The organism is Parabacteroides sp. Marseille-P3160 (genome assembly GCF_900162725.1).
Classification (GTDB): domain Bacteria; phylum Bacteroidota; class Bacteroidia; order Bacteroidales; family Tannerellaceae; genus Marseille-P3160.
On the sequence record NZ_LT799418.1, the window covers coordinates 737,432 to 752,822 of the forward strand.

The 15,391-nt window shown below is 37.9% G+C and carries 14 protein-coding genes and 1 pseudogene; 4 read left to right on the forward strand and 11 right to left on the reverse strand.

The features are described from left to right. Positions 1 to 43: 43 nt before the first annotated feature. The 4 genes and pseudogenes from BQ8014_RS19625 to BQ8014_RS03025 all read right to left on the reverse strand — a co-directional run. Positions 44 to 169 (reverse strand): annotated as a pseudogene (locus BQ8014_RS19625) (6-bladed beta-propeller); the annotation flags it as partial. 85 nt (positions 170 to 254) lie between these two features. Then, positions 255 to 1,466 (reverse strand): 6-bladed beta-propeller, encoded by a 1,212-nt coding sequence (locus tag BQ8014_RS03010; protein WP_080903067.1) that lies wholly within the window; start codon positions 1,464 to 1,466, stop codon positions 255 to 257. Positions 1,467 to 1,691: 225 nt separating this feature from the next. After that, complete coding sequence (locus BQ8014_RS03015) at positions 1,692 to 1,913, reverse strand: TIGR04149 family rSAM-modified RiPP (RefSeq protein ID WP_080903068.1); 222 nt, start codon at positions 1,911 to 1,913, stop codon at positions 1,692 to 1,694. A gap of 343 nt (positions 1,914 to 2,256) precedes the next feature. Continuing rightward, positions 2,257 to 2,637, reverse strand: coding sequence for a hypothetical protein (locus tag BQ8014_RS03025; RefSeq protein WP_139785062.1), 381 nt, complete (start codon positions 2,635 to 2,637; stop codon positions 2,257 to 2,259). Between the two features lie 836 nt (positions 2,638 to 3,473). Here BQ8014_RS03025 and BQ8014_RS03035 point away from each other — a divergent pair. The 4 genes from BQ8014_RS03035 (at position 3,474) to BQ8014_RS03050 (ending at position 6,825) form a co-directional block, all read left to right on the forward strand. Beyond that, complete coding sequence (locus BQ8014_RS03035; protein ID WP_234997968.1) at positions 3,474 to 3,818, forward strand: hypothetical protein; 345 nt, start codon at positions 3,474 to 3,476, stop codon at positions 3,816 to 3,818. Positions 3,819 to 4,330: 512 nt separating this feature from the next. Continuing rightward, positions 4,331 to 4,735: a type II toxin-antitoxin system HicB family antitoxin gene (locus BQ8014_RS03040; protein ID WP_080903073.1), complete on the forward strand. Its 405-nt coding sequence runs from the start codon at positions 4,331 to 4,333 to the stop codon at positions 4,733 to 4,735. Positions 4,736 to 4,906: 171 nt separating this feature from the next. Beyond that, a complete protein-coding gene (locus tag BQ8014_RS03045) occupies positions 4,907 to 5,902 on the forward strand; it encodes an SDR family NAD(P)-dependent oxidoreductase (protein WP_080903074.1) in 996 nt (331 codons plus the stop codon). Positions 5,903 to 6,003: 101 nt separating this feature from the next. Further along, the gene (locus BQ8014_RS03050; RefSeq protein ID WP_080903075.1) at positions 6,004 to 6,825 is read left to right on the forward strand and encodes an AraC family transcriptional regulator; all 822 of its coding nucleotides are present in this window, start codon (positions 6,004 to 6,006) and stop codon (positions 6,823 to 6,825) included. A gap of 83 nt (positions 6,826 to 6,908) precedes the next feature. Here the strand turns inward: BQ8014_RS03050 and BQ8014_RS03055 are convergent, their stop codons facing one another. From BQ8014_RS03055 to BQ8014_RS03085, 7 genes are all read right to left on the reverse strand, one after another. Next, on the reverse strand, positions 6,909 to 8,078 hold the full coding sequence (locus BQ8014_RS03055) for an ATP-binding protein (protein WP_080903076.1): 1,170 nt from the start codon (positions 8,076 to 8,078) through the stop codon (positions 6,909 to 6,911). 408 nt (positions 8,079 to 8,486) lie between these two features. Further along, positions 8,487 to 9,254, reverse strand: coding sequence for a glycosyltransferase family 32 protein (locus tag BQ8014_RS03060; protein WP_369808778.1), 768 nt, complete (start codon positions 9,252 to 9,254; stop codon positions 8,487 to 8,489). Beyond that, complete coding sequence (locus BQ8014_RS03065; protein ID WP_080903078.1) at positions 9,211 to 9,921, reverse strand: glycosyltransferase family 32 protein; 711 nt, start codon at positions 9,919 to 9,921, stop codon at positions 9,211 to 9,213. The genes BQ8014_RS03060 and BQ8014_RS03065 overlap by 44 nt, the downstream gene beginning before the upstream one ends. Continuing rightward, on the reverse strand, positions 9,921 to 11,168 hold the full coding sequence (locus BQ8014_RS03070; RefSeq protein ID WP_080903079.1) for a TIGR04157 family glycosyltransferase: 1,248 nt from the start codon (positions 11,166 to 11,168) through the stop codon (positions 9,921 to 9,923). The genes BQ8014_RS03065 and BQ8014_RS03070 overlap by 1 nt, the downstream gene beginning before the upstream one ends. Beyond that, positions 11,165 to 11,872, reverse strand: coding sequence for a lanthionine synthetase LanC family protein (locus tag BQ8014_RS03075; RefSeq protein WP_080903080.1), 708 nt, complete (start codon positions 11,870 to 11,872; stop codon positions 11,165 to 11,167). Before BQ8014_RS03075 ends, BQ8014_RS03070 begins: the two co-directional genes overlap by 4 nt. Continuing rightward, positions 11,869 to 13,173 carry an HlyD family secretion protein gene (locus BQ8014_RS03080; RefSeq protein ID WP_234997969.1) on the reverse strand — a complete coding sequence of 435 codons (1,305 nt, stop codon included), beginning with the start codon at positions 13,171 to 13,173 and terminating at the stop codon, positions 11,869 to 11,871. The genes BQ8014_RS03075 and BQ8014_RS03080 overlap by 4 nt, the downstream gene beginning before the upstream one ends. Next, positions 13,173 to 15,380: a peptidase domain-containing ABC transporter gene (locus BQ8014_RS03085; RefSeq protein ID WP_080903081.1), complete on the reverse strand. Its 2,208-nt coding sequence runs from the start codon at positions 15,378 to 15,380 to the stop codon at positions 13,173 to 13,175. The genes BQ8014_RS03080 and BQ8014_RS03085 overlap by 1 nt, the downstream gene beginning before the upstream one ends. Positions 15,381 to 15,391: the final 11 nt, after the last annotated feature.

Consider the following 15,391-nt stretch of genomic DNA (forward strand, 5'->3'; position numbering starts at 1 on the left):
CTATTTAAAATTTTCATTTGATGCATATCCACTTGCAGTTGTTTTATTTTTTATGCTTTATCAGCATTATGACCGGATTTGAATCTTCTTCCAAAGTCGCGGCAATTTCTTTTAATCTGTCTTTTAACTTCTCTTTCCTGTAATCCTCTCTAATCTGGTGAGCTTCTAAAATTAGCCTAAAACAAAGAAACACTTCCGGATGCATAGATTGGACAGACGGAGTTCTTTCCATTAACAGATCCGTATCCATTTTCTTATTCTTTAAATTTGATTAACATCAGTATCGGATTGTCGTCTTCCTTTAAGGTGGCAACTATTTCTTTCAACTGTCCTTTTAGTTCTCCTTTGCTATTTGCTTCCAGCAGTATTGAAGGCCTGAGGAAGAAGATATCCATATCATCTTCCGAAATGATTTCACATTCATTCGCTCTAAAGAACAGCGATTTAGTATTGGGGCAATCCTCGTTGTATACATCATACGCACACATTTCTTGAGTTTGCTTATCATACATTAGTTGAACATCCGGATAACCGATTTGAGTGGCCTTGTCATATTCTTTTTTAACCGTATGGAAGAATTGATATCTGTCCGACCGGACTCCGGCGAAAACGAAGATAGGCGGATCCAATTGTTGGACAGAAGGTTTTTTCACCATCAACGGCGTAAGACTAAAGTCCGGATTGATCTTATAAACACTATCCGAGGATATCTCATTCAGAAGAATGTCTTTTCCTTTCTTTACAATTGGAAAACTTCCGGTAGAAATAAACAAAGACATTCCGTTTTCTAATTGTTCGATAAACTTCAAATCCAGCCTTTTCTCATAAGGGAGTTTGAAATCTTTCACCACATGGCCATCCTGTTTCGAAATAATGATATAAGGATTTCCCGTACTGTGAAAGGTGGCATAGCAGATTAGATGTTCCGCATCAAAGTTTGACATGTTCACGTATTGTCTTCCTTTTGAATGGAAGAAACTCCTCTTATATTGGCCTTCCTGATCGTATACGAATATTTTCTTTTTTTGCATGTCATTGATATAGAGCTCTCCGCGTGCTTTATCGAATGTCGCTCCTGAAGCCATGCTATATTCCTCTCCGCTTTGGCCTTGACGGTTTATTTTTTTAACGGCCTTGCCCTGTCTGTCAAAAAGGAGGATAGTCGCTTCTTTTTTCATACAATAAATGATTTTCTCACCATCTACATACATGGGGTAACCGTCACATAAAAAACTTTTATTCGTTTCCAAAGGTATATATTCCACATCGGCAATGTCTTGTAATCTAAATTTCTTCAAAGGATATTTCTTGGTTACATCCACAAGAATTAAATCATCCCTTGACCATTGAATTTCTTTAGTATCAGGAAAATTTGCTTCTGAAGTCTTTTTCTGTGATCCGTTTCCACAATCAGATAGGAATAGAAGAATAATCAGAACATATACTATGATGCTTTTCTCTTTCATTTTTTTTAAATACTAGATTGATGATGATATAGTTAAATTCCTAATTTTTCTTATTTGACATAAGCTCTATTTATTTTGTTAATTATTACAACCTTATTGGATTTTTATTTTTTAATCGTACGCCAATTGATAATTAAAAGAAATATTGACGTACGATTATTTAAGAATAATGAGGCTTCCTTTTTAAAAACATAGAACTATAATACTACAATCATTTTTTTATTATTAGTTATAAAATGTCTCATGCCCACGTAAATTACTGTCACCATTATCGATATTGCTGGATCCGCCATAATAGCTATCTGTAGGATCAGATTGGGTTCCAGAATATCGACATCCACAAAGGCAAGCAGAAACACAGCTTCCGCCTTTTATTAAGTTCTGTTCTCTTTTTTCCATCTCAGCTTTACTGAGATCATGCAAATGTAATTTCCCAAGTTTTTTCATATCTCTTATATTTTTAATTATATTATTGCAATATGCAATAACATCTTGAATTTATTAGAATCAAAATTGAGAAAATCATTATTTTGTATAAAATATGTTGAACATAGCGATTCTATATGTTGAATGAACTTTAAATGTTAAATTCCTCGCAAATAGCTGAATTTCCACGGAGTCAAATATTCCTTCTCTTATATCATACCCCTTATATATTTCATAGTAACCGCAATATTTATATCTGAGATTGCAAGCATCTGTTACCTCAAACACCAACTGTTTTAAATTTATTAGATTATACAGAATGATTTTCTTATCAACTTGCAGGAATAAATCCGTATCCATTTTCTTATTCTTTAAATTTGATCAACATCAATACCGGATTATCATCTTCTTTTATTTGAACGGCTATTTCCTTTAACTGACCTTTCAATTCACCTTTCTCTTCCATATTCTTGAGGACATGGGCTTGTATTGTTCCAACATAAACATTTTCTTTTATGTAGCAAATTCTCTCTATATAGGGGAAATCACTTTCGCTATATGTTTTAATTTTAATACCCTGATAATACAAGTTAAATTCATAGATTTTTTTTTCGTTTCTGTCGTAGACTAATGAAACGGTCGGAAAACCGACATTAGTCTCCCAGTTATACTCTTTCTTTACGGTCCACATAAAAAAATAGCGATGCGTATTCATGTTTGTCAACAAGAAAACAAATGGAGACATGGTTTGTATGGGAGGAGNTCGTCTACATACATGGGGCAACCGTCACATAAAAACCTTTTATTCGTTTCCAGAGGAATATACTCCACATCCGCGATATCCTGTAACCGTATTTTCTTAAGCGGATATTTTTTAGTCACGTCCACTTCGATCAGATTATTTCCGGTTTTCGCCTTTACCTGCAAAAGCGAATCTTTCCCCGAACCACCCTTGTCGGTCAGCTGGCCGGAATGGCTACAACCGCCCAGACATAGCAATAAGCCGGCGGCAACCCAAATTAAAAAGACTACTTTTTTCATTTTTATTCGATTTAAGATTCACAATTATAAGAACACACAAAATAATCCGATCCTCTTTTAACGTACGAAAAATACAACTTCGCCAGAAATTACAAGAATAACAAACGTTAATTTATTCTGAAAATTAACAATATACGGAATATTCGTATATTGTTTCTCCGGAATTCAGCTAAAAAGAATTTATATGTATATTATCTATTTTACTGTTGTAGCTCCATTTCTTATGCCGAGTAAGAATGTGATCATTGCTGCGAGTATCTTTCCCACAGCTTCTATTTCATTCATAATATAATCTCTTTGTTCCATAAGTTTATATTAGATACATTTAGCGGTACCGTATCTCCCAATTCTATTTTTCCTACCCGCATACGATATCATTGAGCTTCTCTACTTTTCAATAAGTCAAACCCAAATGCCAAAGTGGAATTTTATTCAGATAACCCTTTTCTATATCATCTTTTACTATATATCCTTTTTCAACATCCTTGATTTGTTTTTGCCCTTTCTAACGGTGATGCCCATTTAAAGAATTTCTCTTTGTTGGAAGATAAGAATGGTAAATTTCGTCTATCTCCGGCTTATGACCTGCTCAACACATATATACATGTAGATGACAGTGTTTTTGCATTGAGCAAAGGGCTCTTTACAAAACCTAAGCCTGAGTATTTTGGTATTTCATCAGCCGTGACTGGAAAAACATTTCAAGTGTTTGGAGAAATAATTAATCTGCCGACTAATTTGGCGGGTGGATTATTAGATAAATTCTGTGCCATACATCCACTTATTGATGAACTCATTGAACATTCTTTTCTGTCTGATACGCTCAAAAAAGAATACAAAAGTATGTATAAATCAAGAATCAACAGTTTTTTGAGCATGCGATGATCGCCATCAAAAGGTTGACATATTATTTTATTATTGTATTATTTTCAAATACTCCTATTAAATAGGAATCATCAAATCCTTTATATACAATTCTCCCTGATCGATCAATGTATTAGAGAAGGAAACAGCATAAAATAAATATTGTTTGAGCTTTTATGAACCGAACCGGATTCCTCCCTGTTCAACCATTAGTAATAGAAAAATAGTTACTTTTGTACTGTTATCATCTATCAAATAGGGGGTATATAAAACATTTATGAAACGGATATCGACTTACATATTAATCATTTATGACTAAAAAAGTGAGAGAAGTCATTGAGCTACTCGAAAAAAATGGATGGAAATTCATAAGGACAAAAGTAGACCATCATGTGTAGTACAAGGAGGGAGCAAGGCGTCCCATAGTAATACCAGGGAAAAAAAAGTGACGATTTAAAAGAAGGAACGCTATCTTCCATCTTAAGAGAAGCCGGATTAAAGTAAGCAATCAAAGCTATTAAGATCAAAACAAAATGAAAAATTTAACAGTCATAATAGAAACGGCGGAAAAGAATTACTCCGCGTTTATTGAAGGAGTTGACGGTATCACTACTACCGGATCAACCATTGATGAAATCAAACAAAATATGAGTGAAGCGATCGATCTCTTCAAAAACGAATGCAAGGAATTGGGTTGTGAAATTCCGGAAGAATTAAAGGATAATTACGATCTGACCTTTAAAACGGATGTAAAATCCCTCCTTGATGTTTATTCGGGAATTTTTAGCAAAGCGGGATTGGAACGTATTACCGGAATTAACCAAAAGCAGTTGTGGCATTATGCTTCAGGCAGCAGTAAACCGCGTCCGGAACAAATTCGCAAAATAGAAAGGGCTTTACACAAATTGGGGAAAGAACTTATCTCTTTGAATCTATAAAAGGTTATTAACTTAATGGGATATTCCGGATAAGTTCGAAAAAATACGGTCGATGAAGGTATGTCGCAACCATTGAGCTTTTAAACAAAGCGACTTCGGACGTTTAAACAAAGTCGGCGGAAAGATGCGTATTTACCTTTGTTCCATCAATAACCAATAAAATTAAAAAAGATGGAACAAAACAATTATCAGGGAGCATTACAGCAACCGATCGGTTCGGGTTTTAACGTAGCTTCCACAGCAGCAGAAGTGATTAAAGGCATTGACCTTAAAGGAAAAATAGCCATTATAACAGGCGGTAATACAGGCATTGGTTTGGAAACCACGAAAACACTTGCACAAGCGGGGGCAACTGTTATTATTCCGGCAAGAGACGTAGAAAAAGCGAAACGTAACCTGAATGGAATCGCCCGTGTTGAAATAGACCCCATGGACTTAATGGACCCGGCTTCTATTGATGCATTCGCAAAAAAATTTCTGGCTTCAGGCAGGCCGCTTCATCTGCTAATTAACAATGCGGGCATTATGTGGGTACCACTTCGCAGGGACAGCCGCGGCATCGAATCGCAACTGGCTACCAATTACCTGGCACAATTCCAATTAACGGCGAGGTTATGGTCCGCACTCAAACAAGCCAATGGAGCCAGGGTTATCAATGTATCTTCTCATGGCCACCAGTTTGGAACCTTTCGTTTTGACGATCCCAATTTCCAAAAACGTGAGTATGAAACGCTACAAGCATACGGACAATCCAAAACAGCGAGTAACCTATTTGCCCTTGAATTGGACAACCGAGGTAAATCATTCGATGTACGGGCCTACAGCCTGCATCCGGGTTCCATTGGCGGAACAGAACTGGGAAGGGAAGCACCGCCGGAACTTTTCCGGAAAATGGGCTTTGTGGATGAAGAAGGCAACATGTTTCCCGAGATATTAGCATCGCTTAAAACCATTCCTCAGGGTGCTGCCACAACGGTGTGGTGTGCTACTACACCATTGCTCGATAGCATTGGAGGCGTGTACTGCGAAGATGCAGACATAGCTCCCTTGGCGTCCGATAGCGAGATGTCTCCCGGTGTAAAACGCTATTCATTGGACGAGGCAGACGCCAAACGTTTGTGGAAATGGAGCGAAGAAGTCAGTGGCATATCCTTTCCTGTTGTTTAACCTCAAAACGAAGCAATGAAAAAGGTTCAAAGATGACAAAGTGTTATAAATGATATTTTTTACTTTTACAGTACTATTTTCCTTGAAGGAAAGAAAGAAGAATGGAATATAGAGCAAAATATATAACGGATGATATCAAACTCTCCTGCTATGAGGATAAGTTTTTCAAATCGGACATCATGTTTGAGCATCACATGCTGATCTGGTTTATTTCGGGTGAAACAAAAATTGTCCAGGCAGATGCCACTTATGTTTTTAAGGGAGGGGATATTTTCCTGATCCCGAGAAACCAGCTGGCTACCATCATCAATTACCCCATGGACGGGCAGCCACACAAGACGGTAGTAATGCACCTTTCCACAGCAAAGCTAAGGGATTTTTATGCGAATCTGGATGTAAAGCCCAAAGCTCTCGAGTCACAGAAAATCTATCACTTCAGCAACCATCCTTTATTGGCAAGCTGCCTGTCGTCCCTGATTCCGTATTTTGAGATGAAAGAGCTACCGGAGGATATCGCGTCGTTGAAAATTACGGAAGCGATTAGTATCCTGAGAGCGATGGATAAAAACATAGATAATATACTGGCGAATTTTGAAGAACCGGGGAAAATAGATCTGGCTGGCTATATGGAAAAGAACTTTATGTTTAACCTTCCTTTGGAAAAATTCGGTTACCTGACTGGAAGGAGCCTGACTACTTTTAAAAGAGATTTTGGCAAAGCATTTAACACTACACCACAGCGATGGCTCACACAAAAACGGCTGGAACTGGCACATTACCAGTTTACGGAAAAACAAAAACGTCCCATTGATGTCTGTTACGAAACAGGCTTTGAAAACCTGTCACATTTTTCATACGCATTCAAAAAACACTTTGGCTATACCCCTACGAAATTGCTCGGCCAACTTAAGACCAATCAGTAATATATTCTCCGGAGAAATACAATCAGTTTAAAAGCATCAGAAACCAACCTTTTCTGACTTAACAGAAATGTTTCCCTACTTTTTCAATAAGTCAAACCCAAATGCCAAAGTGGAATTGTATTCATATAACCGTTTTCTATATCATCTTTTACTATATATCCTTTTTCAATATCCTTGATTTGTTTTTGCCCTTTGTTTTTACCTCCCACCTCAAAAGTAAGATCATCAATGAGGAAATCGGAGACAGGAGAAGCAAAGACAGCCTGTTTTACCCGCATTTGATTAAAGAAAAATGTTTCCCTGATATTACCGGTATTAGAAGTATCATCCGCCAGATTATAAATCAGGTTTGTATTGTCAAGATATATTTTATCAACTTTTCCCAAACCTCTTATACCTCCTGTGCTATTCCTTAATTGGCCGATCATTCCCGCTTCTTCGATATATAAGCAATAATCCGAAATATTATTACGGCTGGCAGATAATATCTCAGCGATTTTACTAAAGTTGGGTTTGAACGGCGCACTTTTTGCAATAATAGACAACAATTGCTTTAACTTTCTCCCTGTCGCAACATTCATATCGGCATATACAGGAATGTCGTTCTCCAAGGTTTGATTGATGATCTGTCTCAAGCGCAACTCAAAATCCTCCTCCAAAGCAAACGGATAATAGCCCCTTTTTAGGTAATCGTTGAAAAGCGGTAAGGGGTGGGGAAGTTCAGGTATTTCGACCTTATGTTCAAGAATCTCACTTAATGAATATGTTTTAGCGGAAATTTGCCGAAATAACAGTAAATATTCCCTGAAAGAAAGCCCTTGCATATTATATATAATGGCACGTCTGCTTAAATCGGAAGCTCCTTTCTTTATGTCCAATATGGAAGAACCCGTAAATACGACATTCAAATCATTATGGTAATCATAGATAAGTTTCAGTTCTTTGGCCCAATCCTTATATTTATGAATTTCGTCTATAAATAAATATTTCCCCCCCCGTTTTACAAAAGCATCTGCCAAATCAATCAACCGGTTATCCACAAAATAAAAATCTTCGGCATTTACATAAAGGGTTTCCGCCGGATTTAGCTTTTTCTTAATATGCTGTAGAATTAATGTTGTCTTACCCACGCCTCTTGGACCAATAAGGCCCGTCATCTTGTTTCTCCAATTAATTTCGTCATACATATAACGAAAGAAATGAGTGTCTGTCTCTTTCAACAATCTATAAAAATACTCGAATAACTTATCCATATAAATCTGTTTTCCACAAAGATAACCATTATGCACTTAAATAGTGCATATCCCAACTAAAAATGCACTTTTATAGTGCATTTTATCGATACAGAGGCTTCCAATGTCTTTTGGTAGAGGATTAGGATATTTGGAAATAATGCAAGTAGAGGAACAAAAAATTTTCATTACATTGATAAACCTTTATAGTATGTGTCACTTCATTATAGTCAAGAAGATTAATTATCAAAATATATTTTTTCATATCCAATCGATTTAAAGCAATCATTATCAAAGTTATATTTCATTTCTTAAAAAAATGAAAGGAGTTCTCATTTTGCATTTTTGCATATAAAAAAACATCTATTTCTGAATAAACAGAATATACAAAAATGAATATAAGCCTGACATTGCTTTTTTACAAGATCATCAGACTTCATTCTTCCAATTACCTATAAAATAATGTACGGCATAAGCATCCTCAAGACAAGTTTCAAGTTCTGAATTTTCAACACCAGCCCTGGCTAACTTCGCCTGATTACCATCAAAAGGAGTTACAAACTTGGCGGGCACCAAATACACATCGGATTTCTCAGATACCGGCAAATTATTATATAAATCAATGAGAAGAAAAGGTCCGGTTGTATTTAACACACACCTGTCCTTCGGTAGAACAGGGTAATTAAGGGTTCTCTCACAAAAAACAGAATGAATAATATTTTGAATAAAGGGATGCTCCGGGACCGACAACATCAAGGCATTATTAAACATTACATTTTTATCAAAAAAAGAATAAGTATGTTCAGGCTCAGCGGCAAAGCAGCATCTTTTATCTTCCAGGAGTTGATCCAAAGGTTTAATCGACTCATAATCAAAATCCACATACATTCCTCCCATCTTATCCAATATCAAATACCGTATCGCATCCCATCGCTGAATGTCGTACGGAAAACGATTATAAAATTCCCAGTATTGAGGGTAATTATTTATCACAAACTGATTCATACGATTATCATCCCAAAATTCATATTTCCATTCAGGATAATCATGTTTCCAAGTCTGGGAAAGTTCCTTAAAACAATCAGGAAGCGGGTGGAAAAAGTCGGACCAAATTTGGTGTATAATCTTCGGAATCTCCATATTTATACATATATCACATCCATGTTCCAATAAAATAGTGTACGGCATAAGCCTCATCCAGTTTCAATTCCAGGTAATCTTCAAAAGTCTTGTCGTATCGATTAGACAATAGTTTTTGCACATCCATTTTACTAAAGGGAGAGACATAACTTGCCGGAAGAATACAGACCTCATTACGATAATTCGTCTTCTCCAACAGGTCAGTAATAAATAAAGGGCCTGTTGTATTTAAAACCTCCTCCATTTTACTCACAAACGGCCTCTTTCGCCACTCTGCATCAAATATTTTTTGAATAATCTCGTGAATAAACGGATGATCTGGTACTGCGCCCATAAGCGCATTATTTATGTACATATTCTTATTAAAAATAGACAAATGTTCTTTGGGTTCAGAAGCAAAACAACAGGTTTTATCTTTAATGATTACATCGATGGGCCTTATCGACTCATAATCAAAATCCACATACATTCCTCCGATTTTCTCCAATATCAAATACCGTATTGCATCCCATCGTTGAATATTATAAGGAAACTCATTATACATTTCCATATACTGAGGATAATTATTTTTCACAAATAGATCCATCCGGGTATTATCCCAAAATTCATAGTCCCATGCAGGATAATCACGTTTCCAAGTCTCGCCAAGGATCTGAAAGCGTTCGGGTAAAGGTCCGTCAATTCCAGACCAGATTTGATGGATAATATGAGGGATTTGTTCCATTATATCGTTTGGTAAAGGTGGAGCATTTTCTCTTTAAATATTGACAACTCATATTTTTGCAGAAAGACTTGCCTTCCGGCTTCCCCTATGTTTCGGGCATAAACCGGATCATCCAGCAAGGCGGATATTTTTTCAGCCAGAAGCTTTTCGTCTACGATCCTTTTGCCTTTTTTTACCCTTACCGGAACTTTCAACCCTGAAACGGCATCCTCAACTATCTCGGAAAGCCCTCCTGTGTCCGATACAATAATCGGTAGTTCGTGCATCATCATCTCGATTGCAATGAGACCGAATTCTTCATGAAGGGAGGGAATAATGCCGACGTTTGCAATCTGGTACAAATCATACAGCTCTTTCTTATTCAATCTACCCGTAAAAGAAACCTTCGTCCAGTAATGCTTGGAGTCTGTCAAGAGTTGTTGAAAAGCCCCATCGCCCACAATTATCAACCGTATTGAGGAATAAGAATCAAAAATCTTCTTAAAAGCGTTAATTAAGAATTTTACACCCTTCACCTCGTCCAATCTGCCTGCATATAGAAGGATCCATTCATCCGGATCAATGTGATATTTTTCGCGAAGATTATTCTTTTTCTCATCAGAAAATTGTTTATAAGTATCTGTTAACGCATTGCTTACAACATAACATTTGGATTTATCTATACGAATCACTTTACCCAGTGAAGTCAATGTATGTTGGGCCACGCAGACAAAACAGTCACATTTAGCGATCATCTTTTCATCCTCCTTTAAACCTTTATATATTTGTTTCTCCAAAGGACCTTTAAGCCGTAAGCTTTTTTTATTCATAATGGATTGAAGTTTTTTTGTATCTCCCAATAAAGAAAAACTCCAATTGGTATAATGGGCGACAAGGATCACTTTACAAGCAAACATTTTTTTCAAAGAAACTACCAAGGAACTGTTTGTCATGAAGTTCAATTGGAAGATATACTCAATCTCTTTTTCTTCCGGTATGATCTCCCTTAATAAATAAGAGACTGTTTTCGAATAATAACGCTGACTTCCTCTCGCTTTGGCCGGATTATTATCCGCCGGGATCTGTATCTGTTTATAACCGTCTTTCTCCACCTGCTGAACTTCATTACCTTCCGCATATAAATGAACAACCGTAAAATCAATATCTGTATTTTTAAGGCTATTTGCCAATTCGTTTATGTACGTACCGATACCATAGGTGGCGGCCCGACTGGTTCCATTGAAAATATACAGTTTCTTTTTTTTCATCGTTGTATCCCTCCGAGAATCTTAAGCCCTACACCTGAAAAACCATTGTTTATAATGCCTAAAGGACGTTTATCATTAAATAAAGTCTTAGGACTATATATGGTTTTATTTATTTTTTCGGCAAGGAGTTTCCCATTCATAGAAAGCCGAATACCCTCTGCCATTTTTTCCAATTGCGAAATCAGCGCTTCATTCTCCTTGTCTGTTTCGACATTCTTATATAAAGCCCATATCAGATCGTTTATATATTCCTTACTGATAAGGTTGTTTTTCATATTTGTATTGCGGCTAATGGCATAAGCCGCGATTCCTTTTAAGCCGGTTTCAAGGGAATTATCCATTATCCGCCTGACATTACGTTCCAAGATCTGTTTGTCAAGTTCTTCCAATATTTCATCCGTCTCTCCCTTCACAAAGCCGTTTTGTATCAGGTATTCTATTCCCCATGCAATACCGCATAATCCGTCTTTAAAATCGGTTGATATATGAGTATGAATTTCATCGTATATTTCGTCCAATAGTTCTCCGGCAAATTTCTCATAGAGTTTCATTTTCGTATACCTGGCATAATGAAAGAAGAAGATTGCAATACCGGTTTTCCCATTCAGCAATCCGATATTATCCGTGTAACTGGCATGCAGCATCAGATACCGTCCGACGCGTGTGAGAAGATTGACTGTGGTATTTTCTGTCTTAGTATTCATAGGCTTTCAGTTATTACTTTTTTTATCGGCAGGAAAAATCTTTCCAGTAAAGATAAATCATCGGTTATGATATCGGCTTGCGCCTGCATCTCCGGCAAATAAGGCAATTCTTTGTTATAAGTCGTCCTTAGCCCGTCCGGAAATGCAATATCCACAACATAACGGTTCTCTTCCTGCTTTCTGGACGGAACCAAAGAGATATTCTGCACTTTTCCCCTTACAATCCCGAATTCATTCTCCGGGAAATTATCAAACCGGACATTCACCGTCTGCCCGATCTTCACTTTCCCCGAACGGGTGGTTGGAAGCGATGCCTTGCCTATCAGGGTTCCTTTGTTCACCGGGATTATATTAAAGATCTCTTCCCCCGATGTTACATTCTGGTTTTCCACCCAATAATTTGTAAAGGTGATTTTCCCGGCGATCGAAGCGATAAAAGCATATGTGATTTCCCAAGATTGTATTTCCGCTGACAACTGGGTGGCATACGTTTTAAGCTGGGTTTCCAGGGAGTTCTTTTTTTCTATATACTGGTATTCCGTATCCAGCAAAGATTCTCTCATTTGGGCGATTTGGATTTGCACATTTTCTAAGGTCGTAGATGTATTTTCCAGTGAAAGATGGCTTTGCAGGTATTGATTGTACATCTGCTCGTATTCTTCGTCGGCTATAATTCCTTTTTTATTTAAGGCCGAATCCCGGGCATACTGTTTTTGGGCGACGGTCAACTGTTCTTCCACAATCTGTTTTTGCCGGCTCATGTTTCGGTAATAAACTTCATTCCGGACGATCCGGTCTTTCATCAAATCGATTTTCTTGGAATAATATTCCAGTCGTTTAAATTCCAGATAATCGAACAGGGTAATATAGAAGGAAGAGTAAACGGATTGGATACCGCCCAACTTCAACTCTTTCGGAGGTAAGGAGGTGACGGTATCAAAATTCAGACTGAGTGAAAACAGGTAATTTTTTAGATATAAAACATCTCCGATTGTCGCCGGATTTTCAATAACAGCCAAATAATCGCCTTCCCGAACCGATTGGTTATCTTTCACAAATAACTGTTGTATTTTACCGGAAGTTTTGGCTACGACTCCGGCCGGCGGAGTCGTACCTGTCAACGTCATGGAAGAACTGATGATATCGGGATATTTAAAGACTGCGCTCCCTATCAGTATAAGTACGACAATAAGAGCCAGGAACATGATTCCCCAGCGTAAAATCCAAGGAGGCACACTTCCCAATACGTCCTCAAATTCTTCGCTTCTCAACTCTACTTTATCTTCTTCTTCCGCCATCATTACATCCCTAACTCCAACTGATTTTTCACCAAAGTATAATAAGCTCCTTTTTTAGCCGTCAGTTGCAAATGGTTACCTTCTTCTATCACTTTCCCCTTGTCCAGAACCACGATCTTGTCCGCATGCTGAACTGTACTTAACCGGTGAGCCACGATCACCACGGTTTTTCCCTTATAAAATTCATTCAGGTTATCCAATATCGTTCGTTCGTTATTGGCATCTAACGCATTCGTCGCTTCGTCTAAAAAAAGGAAATCCGGGTTTTTATAGACTGCGCGGGCTATTAATATCCGTTGCCGCTGTCCTTGGCTGACGCCGTTTCCTTCCATTCCTATTTTTGAGTTGTAACCTAAGGGCAGGGATTCGATAAAGTCCTTGATATTGGCTACCTTCACCGCTTGTAGCAGCCGTTTTTTATCCACCGCTTCTTCTCCCACGGCAATATTATTTGCGATCGTATCCGAAAAGATGAAACCGTCCTGCAAAACGGCTCCCGTTTTCTGTCTCCATAAATGAGGATTGATATCCTCTAAAGGAATCTGATCTATTCTTATCTTACCTTTATTCAATGGATAGAACCCCAATAAAAGTTTAACTAATGTGGTTTTACCGCTTCCACTGGTTCCCACGATAGCGGTTACTTTATTTTGAGGAATGACCAATTGAAGGTTATTCAATACATAATCCCGGTCGGCGCCATCATAACTGAAACAAATATTTTCTACTGTCAGGGCCCGGTTTTCAGGGAGCGCATTGATCTTTGATTCTATAGTCCGTTCCTCATCTTCCTTGTTATGTATTTCATTCAATCGCTCCAGACTTATTTTAGCGTCTTGCAAGGATTGGGCGAAACCGATCACCTGCCCGATCGGACCGGATAATTGTCCGATGATATAACTGATGGACATCATCATTCCTAATGTTATGTCCCCATTTACTACCGCTTTTGCGGATATAAATGAGATCAATAAAGAGGTCGTTTGATTGAAAAAGACGGAACCGATCTGTTGGAATTGTCCTAATGACAACCCCTTGATGCTGATCTTGAATAGTTTAACCTGGATTCGTTCCCATTTCCACCGTTGCTGTTTTTCGCAGTTGTTTAATTTGATTTCCTGCATGCCGGTAACTATCTGGACCAGGTTGCTTTGTTCGGCGGATGCCTGGGTAAACCGCTTATAATCCAATTTCCGGCGGTATCTCATAAATAAAAGGATCCAGGTAATATACAATGCATTTCCCAATACAAATACACCTAAGATAATAAAATTATAATAAGCCAGGATAAAGGCGAAAATGATAAAATTGACAAAAGAAAACAGGGTGGTTAATGCCGAACCTGTTAGAAAAGACTTGATACGGCTGTTATCTCCGATCCTCTGCATGATATCCCCGATATTTTTCGTGTCGAAAAAACGAATCGGCAGCTTCATTAGTTTGGACAGAAAATCGGAAATCAACGAAATGCTGATCCGGGTATTCACATGCAACATAATCCAGTTACGGATAAACTCAACCGCCAACTGGGTAATGAACAGAACCAGTTGGGCAATCAGTACAAGGGTAATAAAAGAAAGGTTATTATTGCCGATTCCCTGATCGACCATGGCTTGCGTAAGGAACGGGAATATTAACTGCAGGACACTGCCGATAAGCATTCCTACAATCAACTGGGCTAATTGCGAGCGATATGGAATCAGGTAACGGATAAAATACCCCAAGTTTCTTTTCCCCTGCTCCTTATCATCTTCCAGGCTATAAAACTCGGGTGTCGGACTTAAAAGGAGCGCCGTCCCGGTATCCTGACCTTCCCGTTTTGTACTGATCCAGCACTTAAGGAATTCCTCTTTATTCAGTGTATATTTTTCTCCCGCCGGATCCGCTATTTTAATTTCATACGCTTGATTTCCTTTCTTTTTTATGCCGTAGCAAACCACAAAATGGTTTTGATTCCAATGAAGTATACAAGGAATGGATACTTCATTAGTCAATTGCTCAAAAGTAATTTTCACCCCACTTGTATGAAAACCGATACTTTCCGCGGCATCGCTGATTCCCAACATCGACACCCCTTCACGGGTGATAAAAGACTTCTCCCGTAAATTTTGCAACGAATAACTACGCCCGTAATACTTAGCGATCATGCGCAAGCAAGTCGGACCGCAGTCCATCGCATCAAGCTGGGTATAATGGGGGAATAGCTTCATTACAGATTATG

What these genes read in the sequence shown, in the direction of transcription:
- BQ8014_RS03055 (WP_080903076.1), bottom strand. Translation starts at nt 8,078, where the DNA reads ATGGATAAGTTATTCGAGTATTTTTATAGATTGTTGAAAGAGACAGAC.
- BQ8014_RS03040 (WP_080903073.1), top strand. Translation starts at nt 4,331, where the DNA reads ATGAAAAATTTAACAGTCATAATAGAAACGGCGGAAAAGAATTACTCC.
- BQ8014_RS03010 (WP_080903067.1), bottom strand. Translation starts at nt 1,466, where the DNA reads ATGAAAGAGAAAAGCATCATAGTATATGTTCTGATTATTCTTCTATTC.
- BQ8014_RS03075 (WP_080903080.1), bottom strand. Translation starts at nt 11,872, where the DNA reads ATGAATACTAAGACAGAAAATACCACAGTCAATCTTCTCACACGCGTC.
- BQ8014_RS03060 (WP_369808778.1), bottom strand. Translation starts at nt 9,254, where the DNA reads ATGAGGCTTATGCCGTACACTATTTTATTGGAACATGGATGTGATATA.
- BQ8014_RS03065 (WP_080903078.1), bottom strand. Translation starts at nt 9,921, where the DNA reads ATGGAACAAATCCCTCATATTATCCATCAAATCTGGTCTGGAATTGAC.
- BQ8014_RS03045 (WP_080903074.1), top strand. Translation starts at nt 4,907, where the DNA reads ATGGAACAAAACAATTATCAGGGAGCATTACAGCAACCGATCGGTTCG.
- BQ8014_RS03085 (WP_080903081.1), bottom strand. Translation starts at nt 15,380, where the DNA reads ATGAAGCTATTCCCCCATTATACCCAGCTTGATGCGATGGACTGCGGT.
- BQ8014_RS03025 (WP_139785062.1), bottom strand. Translation starts at nt 2,637, where the DNA reads ATGTCTCCATTTGTTTTCTTGTTGACAAACATGAATACGCATCGCTAT.
- BQ8014_RS03070 (WP_080903079.1), bottom strand. Translation starts at nt 11,168, where the DNA reads ATGAAAAAAAAGAAACTGTATATTTTCAATGGAACCAGTCGGGCCGCC.
- BQ8014_RS03015 (WP_080903068.1), bottom strand. Translation starts at nt 1,913, where the DNA reads ATGAAAAAACTTGGGAAATTACATTTGCATGATCTCAGTAAAGCTGAG.
- BQ8014_RS03050 (WP_080903075.1), top strand. Translation starts at nt 6,004, where the DNA reads ATGGAATATAGAGCAAAATATATAACGGATGATATCAAACTCTCCTGC.
- BQ8014_RS03080 (WP_234997969.1), bottom strand. Translation starts at nt 13,173, where the DNA reads ATGATGGCGGAAGAAGAAGATAAAGTAGAGTTGAGAAGCGAAGAATTT.